Genomic DNA, 20,742 nt, shown 5'->3' with positions numbered 1-20,742 from the left:
CCGCGCAGGCGTGACCGCCACGGCCGTGGCATGCGCGGTCCGATCGCGCCCCCGCACGTGCCGATCGCCAGGTCCAGGAGCGAGCGCTTCGACGACTTCGTGCTCGACGCCGTGGACCGGCTCAAGCCGCGCTGGGCCAGGCAACTGGCGTCGGTGGAGTTCTCCGTGGAGGAGGTCCCCCCGGCGAGCGAGCTGGGCGACGGTCCGGGGCGGGTGGTCGGCGAGCCGATCCCGTTCGGGCGGGCCGAGCCCGCGGCGGGGTCCGGCCCGGCCGCCGTCGTGGTCTACCGCAGACCGCTGGAGGCGCGGGCGCGCGACCGTGACACGCTGGGCGCGCTGGTCCACGACGCGGTGGTAGAGCAGGTCGCCAACCTGCTCGGGCTGTCCCCCGAGACCGTCGATCCCGGCTACGACGACCGGCACTGATCACCCAAAAGAACGGGTCAGGGCAGTACGGCGACGGCGGAGTCCACCACCGGCGGCACGAGCGCCCAGGCGCGGCCCAGGGCGAGCGGCTGGACGGTGATCAGCGGGCCGTCGCCGGTGCGCTCCTCAAGCGCCCGCCCGCCGTACACCGGGCCGGAGCCGGGCAGCGGGGTGACCGTCAGCGCGTACTCCCCGCGCACCTTCGGGAGCTTGACCTGCGCGGTCCGCTGGGCCGGCACGGCCGCGTCCACGGGCGGCGGGGCCTGCCCGCGCGCCGGTACGACCTGGACGCGCACCTTGGCGGCCCCCTCCGGCGCGGTGAGCAGCAGCCGGGTGCTCCGGCCCCCGCTGCCGCCGTTCTCGGCGACCGTGCTGCCCAGGCCGATCGGCGGGCCGCCCGCGCTGAACGCCACGTCGGGGCCGCTGCCGGTACCGGTCACCACCACTCCGGCCACCACCGGGACCTCCGCGCTCAGCACGAGGGCCGCCGCCCCCGCCGCGATGCCGCTGGACACGTCGAGCGTGGCGACCGACCCGGCGGGCACCTCGACGGTCTCGCGGCCCTTGAGCGCGTAGAAGCCGTCCTCGGTGACGGCCTTGACCTGGACCACCGCGTCGGCCTCGCCGGGCGCGGCCACGTACAGTTCGCGCTTGCCGCCGCCGCCCGGAATGCCGGGCACCACGACCCTGGTCGCGGGCGGCGCGGCGGCCGGGAGCCAGTCCACGCCACCTCCCTTCCGCCCGTCGCCGAGGCGTACGTGGACCGCGGCGGCCACCCGGCCGGTGCTCGTGCGCACCTCCACGGCCATCACCAGCGGCGTGGGGGCCAGTTCCGCAAGCGAGATCGCCTGCTGCTCGCCCGGCCCCACCACGACCCCGTGGTCGCCGATCAGCGGGCCCTCCCCCGCGTAGATCCGCACCTGCGCGGCGGCCGGGGCGGAGTCGGCGTTGGTCAGGTGCAGCGTGACGTCGGCGGCGGCGGCCGGGCCGGGGCCGACGAACCACGCGCGCGAGGACGGTTCGACGCACCGCACGCCCGACAGGCCACGGTCGCCGCCCGCGGTGGCCATCGTCGTCTGCGCCGCCTCCAGCCCGGCCGCGAGCGGGCCCGCGCCGGTCACCACTACTGGTCCGGACCGGTCCGCGGCCTTCTTCCGCCACAGCGCGCCCGGCTTCCCGATCACACCGGGCTTGCCCTTCCCGCCGAGTTCGGCCACGGTGACCACCCCGCCCGGTCCGGCCTGGGCGGGGGTCACGACGCTGACCGTGGCGCGGGCGGGGCCGGGGCACACGGCGGTCACCGACTGGACGGCGACCTTGGCGCGCGGCGGCGGGCCCGGGCGGGCGGGTTCGGGGCGGGTGGCGCCCGCCACGCCGTACATGGCCAGGAGCGCGACCACGACCAGTGCCAGGAGCCCGAAGCGGTTTTCGATCAGGACCTTCATCTTCCCGCCATCTCCTTGCGCCGGGAGCGGCGCGGGCGGGCCTGGCCCGCGGCCTGGTCGCCGTAGTCGGGCACGATCTCCTCGGCGCGCCTGCCCGGCGAGGCGAGCACCAGCGCGGCCACGACCAGCACGGCCTGCGCCCACAGCCAGACGCGGTGCAGCGGGTCCTCGTGGGCGATCCGGATCGTGGCGGGCGCCTTGAGGGCCTGCCCGAGCGTGAAGCCCTGCGCCCAGCCGTCCACGGTGGCGGGCGTGACCTGCGCCCCGGTGGCCCGCCGGCCGTCCGCCACCGGCTCGGCCAGCACCAGCGTACGTCCGGCGCCGCCCGCCGGGACCGTCACCGCGAGCCCTCCCCCGGGTTGTGTGACGGCCGGGACGGGCGTCCGCCCGCCTCCCGGGCCGGTGATCCAGGCCAGGGCGGGCGGCGTGGTCAGCCGCCACACGCCGACGGTGTCGGACAGGCTCAGCCGGCCGAGCGCGGGCTGGGAGTCCAGGGCCCCGGCGACCTCCGGATCGACGCGTCCGCCCTCGGGGGCGCGGACCACGACGAACCGCACGCCGTACGTGGCCAGGACGCCCGCGTCCGTGCCGCCCCGCCCGGCCGCCAGCCCCGCCGCGGCGGTGGCCAGCCGCGCCTTGGCCGGGCCGGGCACGGGCAGGTCGGCCTCGCCGACAAGGGGCCCGCGCGAGCGCAGCACGGTGTAGGTGAGGCCGCCCGCGGCGCTGCCGCGCAGTACCAGCGTGCGTTCGCCCGGCGTGCCGCCTGCCACGGCGAGCGGCGCGACCGGCGCGTCGCCGCGCAGCGGCCCGGTCAGGCCCGTGGCCACCCAGTGGCCGGCGCAGATCAGCGGGGCGGAGCAGGCGACGGCCGCCAGCGCGTACGCCAGCGCCCGGCGAATCCCGCCCGCCGCCCGGAACTCCGCCAGCCGGTGCGCGGTGAGCGCGGCCACGACCAGCATGCCGGTGGCCGCGAACGCCAGCGGCACCCCCGGCCAGGCCGCCGCGGGCGGGCCGCCCGCCGCCGGGGCCACCGTCGCCCGGCTCACCAGGATCGCCGCCAGCACGCCGTACAGCGCCACGCCCCAGCCCACCGCGACGGCCATCCGCTGCCGCCGCATCAGCAGCGCGGCCAGCGCGGCGGCGAGCAGCCCGGCCACCGCCCACAGCGGCGGCATGCCGGGACCACCCGGGCTGAGGGTGAGCAGCGCCTCGGCGGGCAGGGCCGGATCGGTCAGTTCGGGCCGGTGCAGCCCGGCCTCCAGCAGGATCTGCCCCGGATCAGCGGCGAACCGTCCCAGCCACGGGAACAGCAGGACCAGCGGCACGCCGAGCGCGATGCCCACCGAGACCGCCACCCCGCGCCTGGCCGCGCCGAACGCGGTCGCGCCGAGCAGGCCGATGACCGCGGTCAGCGGGTAGACGAGCGGGACGAAGGCCGTGCCGATCGCCAGCAGCAGCCCGAGCCCCCAGGCGGCCCGGCGCGACCTGCGGCCCTCCCCCGCCAGCAGTACGGTCGCCAGCGACGCGTAGGCGGGCAGCAGGACCAGCACCACGGCGGTGCCCAGCCGTCCGGCCGCGACCGCCCCGGTGGCCACCGGCAGCAGCGCGTACGCCGCCGCCAGCCACACCCGCCCGCCGGTGCTCGGAATGATCGAGCGGGTCGCCAGGTAGGCCGACACCCCCGCCAGGGGCACGCAGCCGAGCAGCAACACCGACACCGCGAGCCAGATCTTGCCGAACGCGAGCGTGGCCAGGGCCGCCACCACCGCCACGTACGGCGGGGCCCACGCGTCCGTGCCCAGGCCGCCGGAATGGAAGCTCTCGGTGTAGAGCCGCCACAGGTCCGAGGCGCCCCCGCTCACCGGGACGAGCGCCCCGCCGCCGAGCCCGGACCCGCCGATCAGCCGCCACTCGGCGGCCACGGTGACCGCGAGCAGCCCGAGGAACAGCAGCACCCCGGGGTTGCCGAAGGTCCGCTGCATCAGCCCGGCGTCGGTGAGCAGCAGTTCCTCCTCGGGGGGCCGATCGTCGGCGGCGTGGTGGCGGCCGGCCGACTCCACCGGCCCGGAGCCGGACAGATAGCCCTGGACCATGTCCGCGAACCGCCGGAACACCGCCCCCGGCGGCGTCAGCAGTTGCTTGACCTGCGGGTAGTGCCGCCTGCGGCCGTAGGCGCGGGCGCGCCTGGCCTTGGCCAGCCGGATCGGGTGCCCGAGCACCCCGCCGAGCGCGCGGACCTCGTCCAGCGCGCTGCCCGGCTGTTTGGCCAGCACCAGCAGGACGGTCCGGAAGATCGAGCCGAGGACGTTGCGCGGCAGCGTCCACAGCAGCGCGCGGAACGGCACGTTGGCCAGCACCACGAACAGCGCGTTGCGCCGGTCCAGGCGGCGCGGGTGGTGGTCGCTCACGGTGATCCGCCTGCGCCTGCGGGCGGCGGCCTCGGCGTGCCAGGCGACCGCGGGGGTGACGTTGAGCACCCGGTATCCGGCGTTGCGGGCGCGCCAGCACAGGTCAAGGTCGTCACGGAACAGCGGCAGGGCGGGGTCGAGGCCGCCAAGGTCGTCCCAGACGTCGCGGCGGATCAGCATTCCGGCCGTGGAGACGGACAGCACGTCGTGGACGCCCTCGTGCTGGCCCTGGTCGTACTCCCTGGCCTCCAGGCCGGTGTCCCTGCGCCCGGTGCGGTCCACCGTGACGCCGACCTCCAGCAGCAGCTTGCGGTCCAGCCAGTCGCGCAGCTTGGGGCCGAGTACGGCGGCGCGCGGGTCCTGGGCGGCGGCCCAGAGCAGCGCCTCAAGTGCCCGGGCGTCGGGGGCGCAGTCGTCGTGCAGGAGCCAGATCCACTCCTGTACCTCGGCGCCCTGGGACGCGGGGAGGCGGTCAAGGACCTCCTCCACCGCGTCACCGAAGCCGGTGGAGCGGGGCAGCGTGAGCACGCCGCCCTCGCCGAGGCGCGCGGCGAGCAGCCGCCCGCAGCCGTCGCGGCTGCCGTTGTCGACGCCCACGACGCGGTCGGGCGGTCTGCTCTGACCGAGCACCGCGGTCAGGGTGTCATCGAGCCACCGGGCGCCGTCATGGGCGACCACGATCGCGGTGACGGTGACCAGGGTCACAGAAGTTCCGATCGCGGACATATGTCCTGTTTTGTCGGGACAAATACCGATTACGCCGATGATCGACGCCCGACAAAGATACGGCACGACCGGCTCGCGCGCGCGAGGTCCGCCGAACGCGTCTACGCCCGGACGACCCCACGATGGCCACACCCTGAAGGACGCACCCTCACGAAGAGGACATCCTCATGAAGGCGGCACTCCGATCACCGCCTCGCGCGAGGCGGTCAGCCCGCTTCGCGTTTGATGCGACGCCGCTCCCGCTCCGACAATCCACCCCAGATGCCGAACCGCTCATCATGCTCAAGTGCATATTCCAGACACTCGGCACGAACCTCACACGCGCGGCAAACCTTCTTGGCTTCCCTCGTCGAGCCGCCCTTTTCCGGAAAGAACGCCTCGGGGTCGGTCTGCGCGCACAGGGCGCGCTCCTGCCAGCCAAGATCTTCAGCGCTGAGCGCCTGTGCATCGACCAGGTCGGCCACTGCACACCTCCCTGCCGCCCGCCCGCAATGGAGCCCCCCTAGTGAACGCCCTCCGTCATACCCACCCGGTGGAGGGCGTAACTACACGTCTGTAATTACACTCATGTGCCCGGTGTGACGTCAAGCCGCATACCGGTATCCGGGGAAAGACCCGCTCTCCCCGGTTCACAGACGTGATGCTCTTCATCGCGGCGAACGCTACCCCCGTGGCAGGTTCGCGTGCCTTGTTCAGCGCACTCGCCGGTCGGAAACGTACCAGGACATGTTCTGGCCGTGACCCGGGCTCACCTTCTCTCTGTCCGCCGATTGCCGGGTCATTACGCGCGGGGTTCACCGGGGGTGTATATGGCAGTCGGATCGATCGGCTCGCCGGCCGCCTGCTGCTGGCCCGGCTGGCCGGGCTGCCCTTGCTGCGGCTGCGGGTCGCGATAGGCGTTCGGGTCGAAGCGCATGGTCGATTCCCCGGGGGCCTCCTGGCCCCAGCCCTGCTGCTGCCCGTCGTACTGCGGCGCGGCCGGCGTGCCCTGCGGGTGCCCGAGCGGGGTGCCGTACGCGCCCTCGGCCGGGTAGTTCCCCTCGGGCTGGGTGCCGGTCTGACCCGGCTGCTGGTACGCCTGGCCGCCCTGGTAGCCCTGGTTCTGATAGCCCTGGTTCTGGTAGTTGTGCGCCTGCTGGTACGCCTGGGCGAGCTGCTGGGCGCGCGGGTCGGCCGGGTTCGGCTCGTCGTAGCGGTTGTCGGCCCGCTGGCCGTACTCCTGGCCGGAGTAGGCGGCCTGGGGCTGCTGCCCGGCGTTCGGGTCGTAGCCGGAGGAGGCGTAGCCGCCGGTGTTGCCCGGGTAGCCCTCGTAGGAGGGGGTGGCGGGCTGCGCCTGGTAGCCCTCGTAGGACTGGCCCTGGTCGGCGGAGTAGTCCGGGGCGTACTGCTGGCCGTACGCGCCCTGGCCGCCCTGCGCCTGCTGGTAGCCCTGCTGGTCGCCGAAGGCGCTCTGCGGCGGCTCGGCCGGGTAGGAGGGCGCCGCGCCGGGCTGGGAGTAGGCGTCCTGGCCGTAGCCCTGCTGCTGGCCGTAGCCGGAGTACTGGTTGTAGGAGGCGTCCTGGCCGCCGTCGGGCGGCGGCAGGGCGGGCAGCGCGGAGGAGGCCGGGGCGTAGCCCTGCTGCGCGCCCGCGCCCGGGTCGGGCTGCTGGTACTGCCCGGACTGCGGCGCGGCCGGCTGGTAGGTCGGCGCGGCCTGCGGCGGCGCGGGCTCCTGCTGCGGCGGCGGCTGCGGGGCCTGGTGGGCGGGCTGCTGGGGAGCCTGCTCGTACTGCTGCCCGTAGGACTGCTGGGCGTACTGCTGCTGGGCGTAGTCCGGCTGCTGGCCGTACTCGGGCTGCTGGCCGTACATCGGCTGCTGCTGCGGCTGGTGCTGGGGTTGCTGCGGCTGCTGGGGAGCCTGCTGCTGAGCGTAGTCCGGCTGCTGGCCGTACATGGGCTGCGGCCCCCCGTACGGCGGGACCTGCCCGCCCTGCTGCCCCGGGTAGCCGGGGAAGCCCTGCGGCTGCTTGGGAGCGCGCGGCGTCGCCGGGAACGCCTGCGGGATCAGATAGAGCAGCGCGATGGCGACCATCGCGAGACCGGCCAGCCCGGTCAGCAGGTTCTCCACTATCGCGGCCCCGGAGGCGATGCCGCGGATCAGCGCGATCACGCCGAACAGCGCGGCGACGGCCAGCGCCCCGGTCGCGCTGATCGTGATGGCCTTGGCCATGGGGCTCGGCTCGCCGACCTTGGTCGTCAGCACCACCGCGCCGACCAGCAGGGCGACGTTGACGGGCGAGACCAGACCGCTCAGGTTCGCATAGGAGAGCAGCCCGAGATTCGGGGCCAGCAGGCTCAGCACACTGAGCAGGATGCTGACGGCCGCCACGGCGAACATGATCCACGCGGCCGGGTCACGGAGCCGGCTCGCCTCGATTCTGATCACAACTTGCCCCCATCAAGGTCCATATGGCACAGCGAAGTTTTGCACAAGGGCGACATTCGTGTCGGAAGACCCAGCAACCTCATCCAACCCAATAAGCGTTCCTACGGTTGCCATTCCACGAAATTTCGTGGTACTCAGCCGGGTTACGGACGCGCCGAAGCCCTGCCCCCGGCCCAGGCGGACCCCCATCGGCACTGGTGGACGGCGCGTGGTGGAAGACTGGCCGGATGCGCATAGTCTCCCTCGCCGGCGGGATCGGCGGCGCGCGCTTCCTGCGTGGTCTCAAGGCCGCGGCCCCGGAGGCGCGAATCACCGTGATCGGCAACACAGGTGATGACATCACCCTGTTCGGCCTGCGGGTCTGCCCCGACCTCGACACCGTCATGTACACCCTCGGCGGCGGCATCGACGAGGACCAGGGCTGGGGCCGGGCCAAGGAGTCGCACGCCGTCAAGGAGGAGCTGGCCGCGTACGGCGTGGAGCCGCAGTGGTTCGGGCTCGGCGACCGCGACTTCGCCACCCACATCGTCCGCACCCAGATGCTCGCCGCCGGATACCCGCTGTCGGCGGTCACCGAGGCGCTGTGCGCCCGCTGGCGGCCCGGTGTGCGCCTGCTGCCGATGAGCGACGAGCGCGCCGAGACCCACGTGGTGATCGAAGACGACCAGGGCAGGCGGGCGATCCACTTCCAGGAGTGGTGGGTGCGGCTGCGGGCGTCGGTACCGGCGCTTTCGTTCGCGCTGGTCGGCGTGGAGAAGGCCCGTCCGGCCCCCGGCGTGCTGGACGCGATCGAGGAGGCCGACCTGGTCATCCTGCCGCCGTCCAACCCGGTGGTCAGCATCGGCACCATCCTTCAGGTCCCCGGCATCCGTGAGGCGGTGTCGGCCAAGACCGTCGTCGGGGTCTCCCCCATCATCGGCGGCGCGCCGGTGCGCGGCATGGCCGACGCCTGCCTGACCGCGATCGGTGTCCGGACCAGCGCGCAGGCCGTGCTCGAACTCTACGGCGCGGGCCTGATCGACGGCTGGCTGGTCGCCGAACAGGACTCGGACGTACGGCTCGACGGCGTCCGGGTGCGGGCCCGGCCGCTGATCATGCACGACGTGGCCGCCGCCGCCGACATCGCGCGGGCGGCCGTGGCGCTGGGCGGGGAGCTGGCATGATCACCATCACCGGGGTCCCCGGCATGCCCGAGGTCCGGCCCGGCGACGACATCGCCGAACTCCTGGACCGCTGCGCGGGCGACCTGCGCGACGGCGACATCGTCGTGATCACCTCCAAGATCGTGAGCAAGGCGGAGGGCCGGGTGCTGGCCGCGCCGGACCGCGCGGCGGCCATCGCCCGCGAGACCGAGCGGGTCGTCGCCCGGCGCGGCGACACGGTGATCAGCCAGACCCGCAGCGGCCTGGTGATGGCCGCCGCCGGGGTGGACGCCTCCAACACCGAGCCGGGCACCGTGCTGCTGCTGCCCGAAGACCCCGACGCCTCCGCCCGGGCGATCCGCGCCGGGCTGCGCGCGCGCCGCGGCGTACGGCCGGGCGTGATCGTCTCCGACACCTTCGGGCGGCCCTGGCGCAAGGGCCTGACCGACGTGGCGATCGGCGCTGCCGGGGTGCGCGTCCTCGACGACCTGCGCGGCGAGACCGACTCCTTCGGCAACCCGCTGGCCGTGACCATCACCGCGATGGCCGACGAACTGGCCGCGGCGGGCGAACTGGTCAAGGGCAAGATCACCGGGGTGCCCGTGGCGGTGATCAGGGGGCTGGGTTCGCTGGTCACCGAAGACGACGGCGCGGGCGCGGCCGAGCTGATCCGTCCCGCCGACGAGGACATGTTCCGGTACGGCTCGCGCGACGTGCTCTTCGCCCGCCGTACGATCAGGGAGTTCTCCGCCGAGCCCGTGGACGGCGAGGCGGTGCGCAGGGCCGTGGCCGCCGGGATCGCCGCGCCCGCCCCGCACCACACCACGCCGTGGCGGTTCGTGCTGGTGGAGCGGGCCGAGACGCGGCTCAGGCTGGTCGACGCGATGCGCGAGGCGTGGATCGCCGACCTGCGTTCCGACGGCTTTTCCGAGCAGTCCGTGGCCAAGCGGATCAAGCGCGGCGACGTGCTGCGCGACGCGCCCTACCTGATCGTGCCGTGCCTGGTCATGGACGGCTCGCACACCTACCGCGACGACCGGCGCAACGCGGCCGAGCGGGAGATGTTCGTGGTCGCCACCGGGGCGGGCGTCCAGAACCTGCTGGTCCAGCTCGCGGTGGAAGGACTGGGCTCGGCCTGGGTGTCCTCCACGATGTTCTGCCGGCCGGTCGTACGCGAGGTGCTCGACCTGCCGCCGTCCTGGGACCCGATGGGCACGGTCGCCGTCGGCCACGCCGCCGCGCCCCCCAGGGACCGCCCGCCGAGGGACGCGGCCGACTTCATCGAGGTCCGTTAGGCGCCTTCGGCCGTGCCGATCAGCGGCAGGGTCCGCCGCACGCTCTGGCAGACCCCGTCGCTGGCCGCCGCGGCGGCGCGGCGCTCGGCGTCCGGCTCGCCGTACCCGGTCAGGCGCTGCCGCAGCGGGCGGCCGGTCGGGGCGACCATGGCGGCGATCTCGCTGATCGTCTTGTAGGAGCCGTTCTCCGAGCCGGCCATCCGGCTGATCGTCTCCTCCATCAGCGTGCCGCCCAGGTCGTTGACCCCGCCCTGGAGTACCGACCGGCACAGGTCGTCGCGCAGCTTGACCCATGAGCACTGGATGTTGCCGATCGCCCCGTGCAGCATGATCCGGGCCAGCGCGTGCACCGCGCGGTTCTCCCGCGCGGTCGGCCCGGGGCGGGCCACCCCCGCCAGGTAGATCGGCGCGCTGTGATGCACGAACGGCAGCAGCACGAACTCGCTGAACCCGCCCGTCTCCTCCTGGATCTGCCGGATCAGCCGGATGTGCCGCACCCAGTGGGCATGTGTGTCCACATGTCCGTACATCATGGTGGAGGTGGTCGGGATGCCGACCCGGTGCGCGGTGGTGATGACCTCCACCCACTCGCGGGCGGGCAGCTTGCCCTTGGTCAGCACCCAGCGCACGTCGTCGTCCAGGATCTCCGCCGCCGTGCCCGGCAGCGAGTCCACCCCGGCCTCGCGGGCGGCGTGCAGCCACTCCTCGATCGACAGGTTCGTACGCCCGGCGCCGTTGATCACCTCCATCGGCGAGAACGCGTGGACGTGGATGCCGGGCACCCGCTCCTTGACCGCCCGCGCGATGTCGAAGTACGCGGTGCCGGGCAGGTCGGGGTGGATGCCGCCCTGCATGCACACCTCGGTGGCGCCGGCGAGCCACGCCTCGTGCGCCCGGTCGGCGACCTGGTCGAGGGAGAGCGTGTAGGCGTCGGCGTCGGTACGGCGCTGGGCGAACGCGCAGAACCGGCAGCCGGTGTAGCAGACGTTGGTGAAGTTGATGTTCCGGTTGACCACGTAGGTCACGTCGTCGCCGACGGCCTCGCGGCGCAGGCCGTCGGCGATCCGGCACAGTTCGTCGAGGGCGGCGTCGTCGGCCCCCGCGCCGGATGGGTCGCCGGCCAGGCCGAGCAGCGTCAGGGCCTCGTCGTCGGTGAGCCCGGCGGGGTCGGACTCGGCGCGGCGCAGCGCCTGCCGCACGTCACCGCTCACCGCGCTCTCGCCGCGCACGGCGGCGGCGCGTTCGCGCAGCGCGTCCCAGTCGCCGTAGACGTGGTCGAAGTCGTCGCGGCGGTCGGCGGAGCGGCCTTCGGTGTCCACGGCCACATGCAGGTCGGTACGGCCTGCGGCGGCGTGCCCGCCGTCCGGCTCCTGCCAGGGGCGGCCCACCACGACGGCGTCCTCCCTGGCCAGCCCGGTCTCCGGATCGGCGAGCGCGGCCACATGCCCGGCCACCCGCGGGTCCAGCCAGGGCTCGCCCGCGAGCACGTACTCGGGGTAGACGGTCAGCCGCTCGCGCATGGTGAAACCGGCGCCCGCCGTGCGTTCGGTGAGGACGTCGATCTGCGGCCACGGGTGCTCGGGGCTGACATGGTCGGGGGTGACCGGCGAGACGCCGCCCCAGTCGTCGATGCCCGCCCTGATCATCAGCTCGTACTCGGAGCCGATCAGATTGGGCGGCGCCTGGATGCGCGCCCGCGGCCCGAGCACCAGCCGCGCCACCGCGATGGTCGCGGCCAGTTCCTCAAGATCGGCGTCCGGCATGCCGCGCATCGCGGTGTCCGGCTTGGCACGGAAGTTCTGGACGATGACCTCCTGGACACCGCCGTACTCGCGGGCCACCCGCCGGATCGCGAAGATCGACTCCGCCCGGTCGGTCACCGCCTCGCCGATCCCGATCAGGATGCCGGTCGTGAACGGCACGTTGGTCCGGCCCGCGTCCTCCAGCACCCGCAGCCGTACGGCGGGGTCCTTGTCCGGCGAACCGTAGTGCGCCTGCCCCTTCTCCTCGAACAGCCTGCGTGAGGTCGTCTCCAGCATCATGCCCATCGAGGCCGCGACCGGCTTGAGCCGCTGGAAGTCCTGCCAGGTCAGCACGCCCGGGTTGAGGTGGGGCAGCAGGCCGGTCTCCTCCAGGACCCTGATCGCCATGGCCCGGACGTAGGACAGCGTGTCGTCGTAGCCGTGCGCGTCCAGCCACTCGCGGGCCTGGTGCCAGCGGTCCTCCGGGCGGTCGCCCAGGGTGAACAGGGCCTCCTTGCAGCCCAGCGCGGCGCCCTGCCGGGCGATCTCGAGTACCTCGTCCGGGCCGAGGAACTCGCTCGGCAGTTTGTGCGGCGCGGTGGCGAACGTGCAGTAGCCGCAGCGGTCGCGGCACAGGCGGGTCAGTGGGATGAAGACGTTGCGGCTGTAGGTGATCACTCCGGGGCGGCCCGCGTGGGCGAGCCCCGCGTCGCGGACCCTTCCCGCGTGGGCCAGCAGGGTGGACAGGTGCTCCCCTCGCGCGCCGAGCAGCACCGTGGCCTCGGTGACGTCCAGGGTCTTGCCGTCACGGGCGCGGGCAAGGGCGCGTCGCATCGCGGAATCCGCGGGCGCGGGATCAGTCATACCCGGCACACTACGACCCGGCCTTCACGTGATCACTAGAGCCCCTGGGATCTCAGAACGAGCGGTAGTCGCGGGCGGACATCCGGGGACCGCGGGCGGGCGGGCGTACGCCGCTCAGCTCCACCAGCCGGGCCGCCCGGTGCCGGTGGCCGCGGAAGGGGGCGAGCAGTTCGAGCATCCCGGCGTCGTCGGTCTTCGCGCCGGTCAGCGCCCAGCCGACCAGTGAGCACAGGTGGTAGTCGCCCACCGACAGGGCATCGGGGTCGCCGTGGGCGCGCTGGCGGATCTCGGCGGAGGTCCACACGCCGACGCCGGGCAGCGCGCGCAGCAGCCGGTCGGCGTCCTGGCTGGTCGCCGCCGCCTCCAGCTTGGCGGCGTGCCGGGCGGCGTTGACGATCGTGCGGGCGCGCACGGCCTCCGCCCCGGCGCGGTGCCAGTCCCAGCTCGGGACCGTCCGCCACACCTCGGGCGGCGGGAACACCCGCATCTCCTCGGGCGCGGGGCCGGGCGCGGGCTCGCCGTACTTACGCAGCAGCCACCGCCACGCCCGGAACGCCTCCCGGCCCACGACCTTCTGTTCCAGTACGGCGGGCACCAGCGCCTCGAACACCCGGCCGCTGCGCCCGATCCGAAACCCCGGATGCCGCCGCGCGGTCTCCCTGAGCACGCCCTCGGGGGCCTCGAACCCGGTGGCGTCGTCGTGCGCGCCAAGCAGCGCGGGCAGCATCTCCAGCGCCCAACCGGCCCCGTCACCCCAGGCGGAAGCCAGTACGGCACCCTCGGCCGGCCGCACCGCGACGCGCAGCGTGACCGGACCATCGGGGGTCCGCGACGTCCGCCACACCGCCCCATCGGCCCCACGCCGCCACGCCGGATCGCCGCTCCCCCGCCGGTGCACCGCCAACGCGAGCGTCACATCCACCGGCCCCTCCGGCCGCCACACCCGCTCCTTCACCTGGCCAGTCTGCCCCTCTTTCGCCGTAACCCAGTACGGCACCGGCCCGGCCGGCCACACCGCGGCACTCCCGTGGCTTATGTGGCAAATGCGCTATTTGTCTTGATCGTAACCCGCGATCTATGTAGAGGACATGCATCTAACGCATGATCGTTACATGGCCAAGAGAAGATTGTTCTGTAAGCGAAAGTCCGTTCGGGGAAAGGTAAGCATGAAGCTCTTGTTCAAGACGATGCTGGCCGGGATCGGCGTGGCGGCGGCAACCCTGGCCATCGCGCAGCCCGCCTCCGCCGCCTCGTTCAGTTGGGGCGTCGGCGACGGCATCATCACCTACGACGACGGTGCCGACCGCATCTGCGCCCAGGCGTACAACAGCGAGGGCCAGCGCTGGGTCGAGGTCAAGCTGACCCCGGTCAACGGCGGCGGCCCCTCCTACACCTGGCGGGACAACAACAACGCCTACGGCCACCCGGGCAGCACCTGCCGGAGCCTCGCCACCGCGTACGAGGACACCCTCTACCGCGCCACGGTCCGGACCTACTGGGGCGAGCGGGGCACCACCGTGAGCCGCGGTAGCCGCAACTTCAACAGCTAACGCGTTCCCCGATTCACCGGTTTCCCCGCACACCGCCCGGCGGCGTGCGGGGAACCGCTGCGTTCCGGGCCGTGACCAGGGTCCTCATGGCATGGCCGATGCCCGGGTGAGGCGGGACATGACCTGGTCGACGAAGCGTTGGACGGCGGCCGGGTCCAGGTCGGCGGCGGGCAGGCATCGCTGACGGTCCAGGGCGGTCTGGATCAACTCCCGGTCCGGAACGGAGGTACGGCCGAGCGCCCATAGGCCGCCGTCCAGCTTGGACACGAGGACGCGGTCCACCGTGAATCGCCAGGCCCGGCAGGCGTTGAGCACGGCGTACTCCCCCAGCGCATGCTCGGTGCCCCAGCGCAGTTCGTGCGCCAGCTGGGCCAGGACCAGATCGTCGGCGACCGGCCCGAACACCTCGGACGCCGGGCGTCCAGGGCCGAAAAGGCGGCCCGCCTGGCGGCAGACGGCGAAGCCCAGTACCAGGTCCGGGTCCCCCTCGTGTCCGTGCCCGTCGACGACCTTGGAGTCGTCCGGTGCCGTGGTCACATGCAACTCGAACGCCAGGCATGCCGTGGGGTTCCGGGCCACCGGGAGAGTGACGATGCTGAGTTCCAGCCCATGCGCGGGGCATGGCAGCCGCTCATCTCTCAGCGCCTCAGCGGCGGCAGACCGCTCCGCCGCCGTCATCGATCCCTCGCTGACGACCAGGATGTCCACATCGCTGCGCCGCGCGTCGAACCCACCGAGCACCGCCGAACCATGCAGGTAGACGCCAACCAACCGGCCTCCCAGCCCCGCCGCCATCGCGGAAGCGACCTGACCGGCGTAGCGCTCCAGCATCACGTCCATGATCAGCACTATAGGTTCCCGAGGCCGACCCGTCCGAGCCGCAGCACCGAGGCTGCGGTAGCCGATCAGAACACCGACTCGGGTTTCGAGGCCGCAAGGCCTGCCCGGCCGTTATCGCGAGAGTCGACCACAGAGAGGGGTCAGTGGAATGCGCCGGCCTTGATCTCCTCCAGGAACGCTCGCCAGTCATTGCGCGAGAAGGCCAGCACCGCCCCCGCTGGATCTTTACTGTCTCTCACCCCAACGAGCCCAGGAACACCATCAGCCACTTCAACGCAGTTACCGCCGGTATTGCCACTTCGAGTGCTCTTCCTCCAGATGCTGCCGGAAAAGGTTGCCCTCATCAACTCATGCTGGTCCATTCGTCCAGAGCTTCCTTTATCAGCCTCAGTGAGTCGGCTGGCCGGTATGCATCGGTTCGTATTCTGTCATATTTCGCCAAAATCGCCGATACCGCTTCCGGGTCCGCACTGACTTCGCCCACACCGGCCGACTCCACGGACACCGTGGTCGGCCCGCCTTCGAGTTCCGCGATGACAAAACTCGACAGCAGGCCATCCGAGCACCACGTGTCGTAGGGCACGAGTTGAATCGTGATGTTACGGCGCTGGGCCAGCTCCAAAAGGTGTGTGAGCTGCTCCGCCATCACGACCGGCCCTCCGATCGGCCGCCGGAAAACCCACTCATCCAAGATCACCGATAGTGTCGGCGGATTCGGCCGGTTCAGAATCTCCTGCCGTCGCATTCGCGCCGCAGTCAATTGCTCGACCTCTTCCTCTGGAGCCAGCCGTCCCCGGAACAGTGCCTTGGCATAGTCGGCCGTTTGCAGGAGGCCAGGGATCAACAGCGGGTCCCAGGTACGCAGAACCACGGCAACGGGCTCGATCTCCTCTGCCCAGCGGGCATACCAGTGCGGTCCGCCGATCGGGCGGTGTATCCGGTCGGCCAGACGCTCGAAGAAGTGTGTGTCGGTCAGACCGAAAAGCCGGTCCATCGCCTCGGCGAAGTCGAGCTGGGGCACCCTGATCGCACGTTCTATCCCGGAGATGAGACTGCCGGAACAGCCGTAGGACCGGGCCACCCGCGTCTGCGTGAGCCCGGCCTTCTTCCTCAGACGACGAAGCTCGCGTCCGAAAATCTGCGCGGGGGTCTCCGTGACCCCGACCTGCTGCGCCATGCCCCCTCCTCCGGTTTCGCCCACTCATTGCACACAGTTATCACACGAATACACCGAGAGACCTTCTGTTCTGGAACCCGGATTCAATGACTGTCAACAAGCGTCGCCAAGCGCGTACCAACGCCGTCCACATGGACCAGGGCAACGGGCTCCAGCACGACCGCAGGCGGGGACGCGAGGCAGGCGGCGATCGGTGACCGGATGAGGCCGCCGACTCCGAGGAGGGTGGGGGACATCGGATCTTTTTGTCGGACCCGGGTGCTTGGATGGAGATCAACAACCCCGAAACAAGGGAGGAAGATGGCTATTCGCCACAGTGGCAGGCGACTACTCACGGTGACGATCGCCGTGGGGCTCGCGCTGGTCGCTACCATCGCGCAGGGTGCGGCCGGGGCGGCGGAGACGTCCGTGGCCGGGCAGGTGATCGCGTGGGGCAGTGACTACGACGGGCAGTCCTCGCCGCCGGACTCGGTCTCGTCCGGCGTGACGCAGGTGTCGGCCGGGCTGGCGCACGGGCTCGCGCTCAAGGACGGCGTGCCGATCGCGTGGGGCAACCCGGGCGATGACCGCACGTTCGTGCCGATCGACCTGCGCAGGGGCGGCGTCACGGCGATTTCGGCAGGTTACAAGCACAATCTGGCGATCAAGAATGGCAAGGTGTGGTCCTGGGGCCGGTTCACGCAGCCCGGCGGCACGCTGGCTCCGCCCGTCGAGACCCAGGCCGGCGTGGACGCGGTCTCGGCCGGATACCTGCACAGCCTGGCACTGAAGGACGGCAAGGTCATCGCGTGGGGCTTCGGCTCGCACGGGGAGACCGACGTTCCGGCCGAGGCGCTGTCCGGCGTGGACGCGATCGCCGCCGGAATGTACTTCAGCGTCGCGCTCAAGGACGGGGAGGTCATCTGCTGGGGGCCGAACCACTTCGGAGAGTGCACGATCCCCGCGGAGGCCAGGTCCGGAGTCACGGCGATCGCCGCCGGTTCGACGTTCACGCTGGCGATCAAAAACGGCAGAGTCATCGGATGGGGTAACAACAACTACCACCAGCTCGACATGCCCATCGAGGTGGACGACCACGTCGTCGCGATCGGCGCCGGCTCGCAGCACAGCCTGGCGCTGAAGGACGACGGGCAAGTGGTGGCGTGGTGGTACAACGCGCAGGGACAGAGCACCGTGCCGTCGGTGGCGACCACGGGTGTGAAGGCCATCTCGGCGGGTGGCTACTTCAACCTCGCCATCAAGTGATCCTTTAGCCGTCGAACCGTGGGGAGCCGGTACGGCCGACCGGCTCCCCACAGCCGTCCCCTCGGGGCCCTTCGGCGGCCCCCATCTGGCCGGCTCTCCACGGCAGCCCTCCCAAGGTCCCGGTAGGCCCCATCGAGCCGAGATCCGAGTTCGACCGAGCCGATCGCCCGACAGATCCACTGGTACGCGGCGCGCCGGAGAAGGAGCGGCGGAGTTCCCGGTCGTACTCGCACCGCGCCCGGACCACCACCTTCCGGGACGTCGGCGACCGTGGCAGGGTTGCAGCCCGACGCTTCGGACGAGGGGGCTCGAACTGAGCGGGTCGCGCACGTAGAGGAGGTCCGAGCAAGGCCGGTCGGCCTTCTTGGGTCGGCCCGTGTGCCCATGAGGTGGCGTCGGCCGCCGCCGCGGTCTCATGCTGCGACTTTGGAAGGACGTGTGCCACTGGAGTCGCAGGTGCGTGCCGACCTGAGTCGCAGGGGAAAGCCGCACGTTGGAACGATGTGCGGCTCCGGCCGGGTCGGAAGCATGGACGTCATGACAATGAAGATCAGCCCGGTGGGCGGCGCGGCCGTGGGCCTGCTCGCCCTGCTCGCCGTCCTGCCGCCCGCGTCGTCAGCGGCGGCCTCCGCCCCGGCCGCCGCGCCCGCGACGAGCGTCGCCTCGACCTCCACGACGGCCCCCACTACCCCCCTGGCGCTGCCGCGGCCGAGCGGGGCTCAGCCGGTGGGCGCTGTCACGTTCCACCTTGTGGACCGGAGCCGTCCCGACCCGTGGGTGCCGGCGGAGAAGGCCAGGCAGCTCATGGTCTCCGTGTGGTACCCGGCGAAGAAGGGCGGCGGTGGGCGCGCCGCCCCGTACATGACCGGCCCGGAGGCGCAGGCGTTCCTGGAGGGCAGGAAGATCACCGACGTGCCCAAGGAGATGCTCAGCGAGGCCAGGACGCACGCGGTGGCCGGTGCCCGCCCGGCCGGGCGCAAGGGCACGCTGCCGCTGGTCGTGCTCTCCCCCGGCTTCACCCTCTCCCGCGCGTCGCTCACCAGCCTGGCCGAGGAACTGTCCAGCCACGGCTACGTGGTGGCCGGCATCGATCACGTTCACGAGTCGCACGGCACGAGCCTGCCCGGCGGGCGGCTGGCCGGCTGCGTGGCCTGCGTGGAGCAGGAGGCGGACATACGGAAGTTCGGGGACAAGGCGGTAAGGGGGCGGCAGGCCGACGTGTCGTTCGTGCTCGACCGGCTGCTCGGGCGGCGGCCCGTGTGGAAGGGGGCGCGGCTGATCGACCGCTCGCGCATCGGCATGGCCGGGCATTCGCTCGGCGGCGCAGGCGCGTCCTGGACGATGCTGCGGGACAAGCGGGTGCGGGCCGGGATCAACATGGACGGCGCCTTCCATGTGCCCGTGCCGGAGGCGGGGCTGAAGCGGCCGTTCATGCTGATGGGCGCGGGCGAGGTACACGAGCCCGGCGGCCGGGACACCACCTGGGCCCGCGACTACGCCCGGATGACGGGATGGAAGCGCTGGATCACGGTGGAGGGCGGCGACCACGGCTCCTTCACCGATTACCCGCTGGTCACCAAGGGGTCGCCGCGGGAGGTGGAGATCACGCGCGCATACGTGACGGCGTTCATGGACCGGCACCTGCGCGGCGCGGACCGGCCGGTGCTGGACGGGCCTTCCACGACCTTCCCCGAGGTCAAGTTCTGGAAGTGACGCCCGAGTCGAACACGCCGGGCCGAGGTCGTCGGCGGTGACGATCTCGGCCTCGCCCTCGCGGACCTGTACACGCAAGATCGCAGGCGTGCAGCCGGGCACCGGGGCGGCGTCCTTCTCGCCGAGGCGGGCGTGCGGGTCTGGTACCACCGCCGCCGAAGCCCGGCCGTGAACTCGGTGGCCGCCTGCGGGAGACATCGTGATGAACGACCGATCTCACTAAGGAGGGCCGTTGACCATTGAGACGGCCGAGCTCGACGACGCCGAGCTGATTCGGCGGTCCGAGGGTGACCCCGAGCAGTTCGCCGCGCTGTTCGACCGGTACGCGCGACAGATCCACCGGTACGCGGCGCGCCGGATCGGCACGCAGGCCGCCGATGACATCGTGGCCGAGACCTTCCTCACCGCCTTCCGCAGGCGCGGTACCTATGACCGTTCCGTGCCGATGGCCCGTCCCTGGCTGTACGGCATCGCCACCACGCTCGTCGCCCGGCACCGCCGGCAGGAGGAGCGGATGCTGCGGGCGTTCGCCCGCACCGGCGTCGATCCGCTGCCCGAGGCCGAGGCCGACGCGGTGCTGGACCGGGTGGCCGCGCTGGACAGGGAACGCGAGCTGGCGGGGGCGCTCGCGGCGCTCTCTCGCGGCGACCGGGACGTGCTGTTGCTGGTCGCCTGGGAGGACTTCAGCTACGAGGAGGTCGCGCAGGCGCTGGGGATCCCGCTCGGAACCGTGCGGTCGCGCCTGCATCGGGCCAGGAAGAAGGCCAGGGCAACGCTGGGGGAAGAGGAGCTGTGATGAGCACGATCAAGGAATTCCGCGGCGGCACCCCGCCGATGACCGAGCGGGCCGAGATCGCGGCCAGGCAGCGGCTGCTGGCCGCGGCGCGGGGCGAGGTCCCCGAGCCGGTCCGGCCCCGGCGGCGGTCGCACGGCGTACGGCTCGGGCTGCGGCTGGCGATCGCGGGCGCCCTGGCCGTCGCCATCGGGGCGGGTGCGATGCTGGCCCGCGACCAGTCGGGCATGTCTCCGGTGGCGAGCGTCAGAGACCTGGGCGAACGGGCCGCCCAGGCCGCCTACGACGACAAAGGGATGACGCCGAACCCTGGCCAGTGGCTCTACATCAAGGAGCTCCAGGCTCCCTCCAACGAAAAATTCGGTGTGGAGCCGTCCAAGCGGACCACCTGGGAGCAGTGGACCAGCGTGGACGGCGAGCAGGTGGCCTGGTACCACACCGGTGGCAAGCTGCTGATCCAGGGCAACCACCCCGGCCTCGGCGACAACGACCTGGCCGAGCCGCCGGTGACGCCGGAGGGCGTGCTCGGCAGGATCCGGGCCGTCCTGGAGAAGGAGAAGCTCTCCTCGGACGACCCCCTGCCCTCCCTGGACGAACGGCTCTTCCAGGCCGTCTACCAGCTCATGGGCACCCAGGCGCTGTCCCCAGAGGTGCGGGCGGCGCTGTTCCGCGCGCTGCCCACCATCCCCGGGGTCACCTATACCCAGGAGGTCCAGGACGCCGACGGCAGGAAGGGCGTGGCGTTCAGCTACACCGGCGACTGGACACGATATGACCTCATCCTCGACCCGGTGGACTTCCGGTTCCTCGGCACCTACGGCGTGACCGTCAAGGACCACACCATGGAGTACACCAACGAGCCGCCCCTCTTCGTCAAGGCGGGCACGCCGCTCACCCTGACGGCCCGGCTGGAGGCCAAGGTGGTGGACCGTCCCGGTCAGCGCTAGCCGC

At 72.3% G+C, this 20,742-nt stretch carries 17 protein-coding genes; 8 read left to right on the top strand and 9 right to left on the bottom strand.

Annotation, left to right across the window (positions count from 1 at the left end; genetic code table 11):
* The first annotated feature begins 30 nt into the window (after window positions 1-30).
* Window positions 31-426 carry a metallopeptidase family protein gene (locus tag ACH34R_RS06755; protein WP_111170613.1) on the top strand — a complete coding sequence of 132 codons (396 nt, stop codon included), beginning with the start codon at window positions 31-33 and terminating at the stop codon, window positions 424-426.
* A 17-nt stretch (window positions 427-443) separates the two neighbouring features.
* Here ACH34R_RS06755 and ACH34R_RS06750 read toward each other — a convergent pair whose 3' ends face one another.
* The 4 genes from ACH34R_RS06750 to ACH34R_RS06735 form a co-directional block, all read right to left on the bottom strand.
* Window positions 444-1,871, bottom strand: coding sequence for a DUF5719 family protein (locus ACH34R_RS06750; RefSeq protein WP_397560403.1), 1,428 nt, complete (start codon window positions 1,869-1,871; stop codon window positions 444-446).
* On the bottom strand, window positions 1,868-5,005 hold the full coding sequence (locus ACH34R_RS06745; RefSeq protein WP_397560402.1) for a glycosyltransferase: 3,138 nt from the start codon (window positions 5,003-5,005) through the stop codon (window positions 1,868-1,870). Before ACH34R_RS06745 ends, ACH34R_RS06750 begins: the two co-directional genes overlap by 4 nt.
* A gap of 206 nt (window positions 5,006-5,211) precedes the next feature.
* Window positions 5,212-5,469 (bottom strand): WhiB family transcriptional regulator, encoded by a 258-nt coding sequence (locus tag ACH34R_RS06740; protein ID WP_111170288.1) that lies wholly within the window; start codon window positions 5,467-5,469, stop codon window positions 5,212-5,214.
* A gap of 317 nt (window positions 5,470-5,786) precedes the next feature.
* Window positions 5,787-7,430: a hypothetical protein gene (locus ACH34R_RS06735; RefSeq protein ID WP_397560401.1), complete on the bottom strand. Its 1,644-nt coding sequence runs from the start codon at window positions 7,428-7,430 to the stop codon at window positions 5,787-5,789.
* Window positions 7,431-7,657: 227 nt separating this feature from the next.
* On the opposite strand from ACH34R_RS06735, the gene cofD reads away from it, so the two are divergent.
* Together cofD and ACH34R_RS06725 are read left to right on the top strand one after the other, a co-directional pair.
* A complete protein-coding gene (gene cofD, locus ACH34R_RS06730) occupies window positions 7,658-8,593 on the top strand; it encodes a 2-phospho-L-lactate transferase (protein WP_397560400.1) in 936 nt (311 codons plus the stop codon).
* Window positions 8,590-9,867: a coenzyme F420-0:L-glutamate ligase gene (locus tag ACH34R_RS06725; protein ID WP_397560399.1), complete on the top strand. Its 1,278-nt coding sequence runs from the start codon at window positions 8,590-8,592 to the stop codon at window positions 9,865-9,867. The genes cofD and ACH34R_RS06725 overlap by 4 nt, the downstream gene beginning before the upstream one ends.
* On the opposite strand, the gene ACH34R_RS06720 is transcribed toward ACH34R_RS06725, so the two are convergent.
* Together ACH34R_RS06720 and ACH34R_RS06715 are read right to left on the bottom strand one after the other, a co-directional pair.
* Window positions 9,864-12,473: a bifunctional FO biosynthesis protein CofGH gene (locus ACH34R_RS06720; protein WP_397560398.1), complete on the bottom strand. Its 2,610-nt coding sequence runs from the start codon at window positions 12,471-12,473 to the stop codon at window positions 9,864-9,866. The genes ACH34R_RS06725 and ACH34R_RS06720 overlap by 4 nt on opposite strands.
* 52 nt (window positions 12,474-12,525) lie before the next feature.
* The gene (locus ACH34R_RS06715; RefSeq protein WP_397560397.1) at window positions 12,526-13,428 is read right to left on the bottom strand and encodes a DNA-3-methyladenine glycosylase family protein; all 903 of its coding nucleotides are present in this window, start codon (window positions 13,426-13,428) and stop codon (window positions 12,526-12,528) included.
* Between the two features lie 211 nt (window positions 13,429-13,639).
* Here ACH34R_RS06715 and ACH34R_RS06710 point away from each other — a divergent pair, with 211 nt between their 5' ends.
* A complete protein-coding gene (locus tag ACH34R_RS06710; RefSeq protein ID WP_397560396.1) occupies window positions 13,640-14,023 on the top strand; it encodes a hypothetical protein in 384 nt (127 codons plus the stop codon).
* An 84-nt stretch (window positions 14,024-14,107) separates the two neighbouring features.
* Here the strand turns inward: ACH34R_RS06710 and ACH34R_RS06705 are convergent, their stop codons facing one another.
* From ACH34R_RS06705 to ACH34R_RS06695, 3 genes are all read right to left on the bottom strand, one after another.
* Window positions 14,108-14,863: an aminoglycoside adenylyltransferase domain-containing protein gene (locus ACH34R_RS06705; RefSeq protein ID WP_397560395.1), complete on the bottom strand. Its 756-nt coding sequence runs from the start codon at window positions 14,861-14,863 to the stop codon at window positions 14,108-14,110.
* Between the two features lie 140 nt (window positions 14,864-15,003).
* On the bottom strand, window positions 15,004-15,225 hold the full coding sequence (locus ACH34R_RS06700) for a DUF397 domain-containing protein (protein ID WP_397560394.1): 222 nt from the start codon (window positions 15,223-15,225) through the stop codon (window positions 15,004-15,006).
* Complete coding sequence (locus tag ACH34R_RS06695) at window positions 15,207-16,040, bottom strand: helix-turn-helix domain-containing protein (protein ID WP_397560393.1); 834 nt, start codon at window positions 16,038-16,040, stop codon at window positions 15,207-15,209. The genes ACH34R_RS06700 and ACH34R_RS06695 overlap by 19 nt, the downstream gene beginning before the upstream one ends.
* Window positions 16,041-16,376: 336 nt before the next feature.
* Here ACH34R_RS06695 and ACH34R_RS06690 point away from each other — a divergent pair, with 336 nt between their 5' ends.
* The 4 genes from ACH34R_RS06690 (at window position 16,377) to ACH34R_RS06675 (ending at window position 20,738) form a co-directional block, all read left to right on the top strand.
* Window positions 16,377-17,285 (top strand): RCC1 domain-containing protein, encoded by a 909-nt coding sequence (locus ACH34R_RS06690; RefSeq protein ID WP_397560392.1) that lies wholly within the window; start codon window positions 16,377-16,379, stop codon window positions 17,283-17,285.
* A 537-nt stretch (window positions 17,286-17,822) separates the two neighbouring features.
* The gene (locus tag ACH34R_RS06685) at window positions 17,823-18,998 is read left to right on the top strand and encodes an alpha/beta hydrolase family protein (protein ID WP_397560391.1); all 1,176 of its coding nucleotides are present in this window, start codon (window positions 17,823-17,825) and stop codon (window positions 18,996-18,998) included.
* A gap of 232 nt (window positions 18,999-19,230) precedes the next feature.
* Window positions 19,231-19,794, top strand: coding sequence for an RNA polymerase sigma factor (locus ACH34R_RS06680; protein WP_397560390.1), 564 nt, complete (start codon window positions 19,231-19,233; stop codon window positions 19,792-19,794).
* Entirely contained in the window at window positions 19,794-20,738 is a 945-nt protein-coding gene (locus tag ACH34R_RS06675; protein ID WP_397560389.1) for a CU044_5270 family protein, read from the top strand. The genes ACH34R_RS06680 and ACH34R_RS06675 overlap by 1 nt, the downstream gene beginning before the upstream one ends.
* The last annotated feature ends 4 nt before the right edge of the window (window positions 20,739-20,742 follow it).

The sequence above is a fragment of the Spongiactinospora sp. 9N601 genome, assembly GCF_044326295.1.
Classification (GTDB): Bacteria; Actinomycetota; Actinomycetes; order Streptosporangiales; family Streptosporangiaceae; genus Spongiactinospora; species Spongiactinospora gelatinilytica.
This window is presented reverse-complemented; position numbering and strand designations above follow the sequence as displayed.

Bases quoted from the DNA above. Each gene is read 5' to 3' on its own strand.
- ACH34R_RS06745 (WP_397560402.1), bottom strand. From the start codon at position 5,005: ATGTCCGCGATCGGAACTTCTGTGACCCTGGTCACCGTCACCGCGATC.
- ACH34R_RS06720 (WP_397560398.1), bottom strand. From the start codon at position 12,473: ATGACTGATCCCGCGCCCGCGGATTCCGCGATGCGACGCGCCCTTGCC.
- ACH34R_RS06675 (WP_397560389.1), top strand. From the start codon at position 19,794: ATGAGCACGATCAAGGAATTCCGCGGCGGCACCCCGCCGATGACCGAG.
- ACH34R_RS06685 (WP_397560391.1), top strand. From the start codon at position 17,823: ATGACAATGAAGATCAGCCCGGTGGGCGGCGCGGCCGTGGGCCTGCTC.
- ACH34R_RS06695 (WP_397560393.1), bottom strand. From the start codon at position 16,040: ATGGCGCAGCAGGTCGGGGTCACGGAGACCCCCGCGCAGATTTTCGGA.
- ACH34R_RS06755 (WP_111170613.1), top strand. From the start codon at position 31: ATGCGCGGTCCGATCGCGCCCCCGCACGTGCCGATCGCCAGGTCCAGG.
- cofD (WP_397560400.1), top strand. From the start codon at position 7,658: ATGCGCATAGTCTCCCTCGCCGGCGGGATCGGCGGCGCGCGCTTCCTG.
- ACH34R_RS06725 (WP_397560399.1), top strand. From the start codon at position 8,590: ATGATCACCATCACCGGGGTCCCCGGCATGCCCGAGGTCCGGCCCGGC.
- ACH34R_RS06750 (WP_397560403.1), bottom strand. From the start codon at position 1,871: ATGAAGGTCCTGATCGAAAACCGCTTCGGGCTCCTGGCACTGGTCGTG.
- ACH34R_RS06710 (WP_397560396.1), top strand. From the start codon at position 13,640: ATGAAGCTCTTGTTCAAGACGATGCTGGCCGGGATCGGCGTGGCGGCG.
- ACH34R_RS06700 (WP_397560394.1), bottom strand. From the start codon at position 15,225: ATGGACCAGCATGAGTTGATGAGGGCAACCTTTTCCGGCAGCATCTGG.
- ACH34R_RS06705 (WP_397560395.1), bottom strand. From the start codon at position 14,863: ATGGACGTGATGCTGGAGCGCTACGCCGGTCAGGTCGCTTCCGCGATG.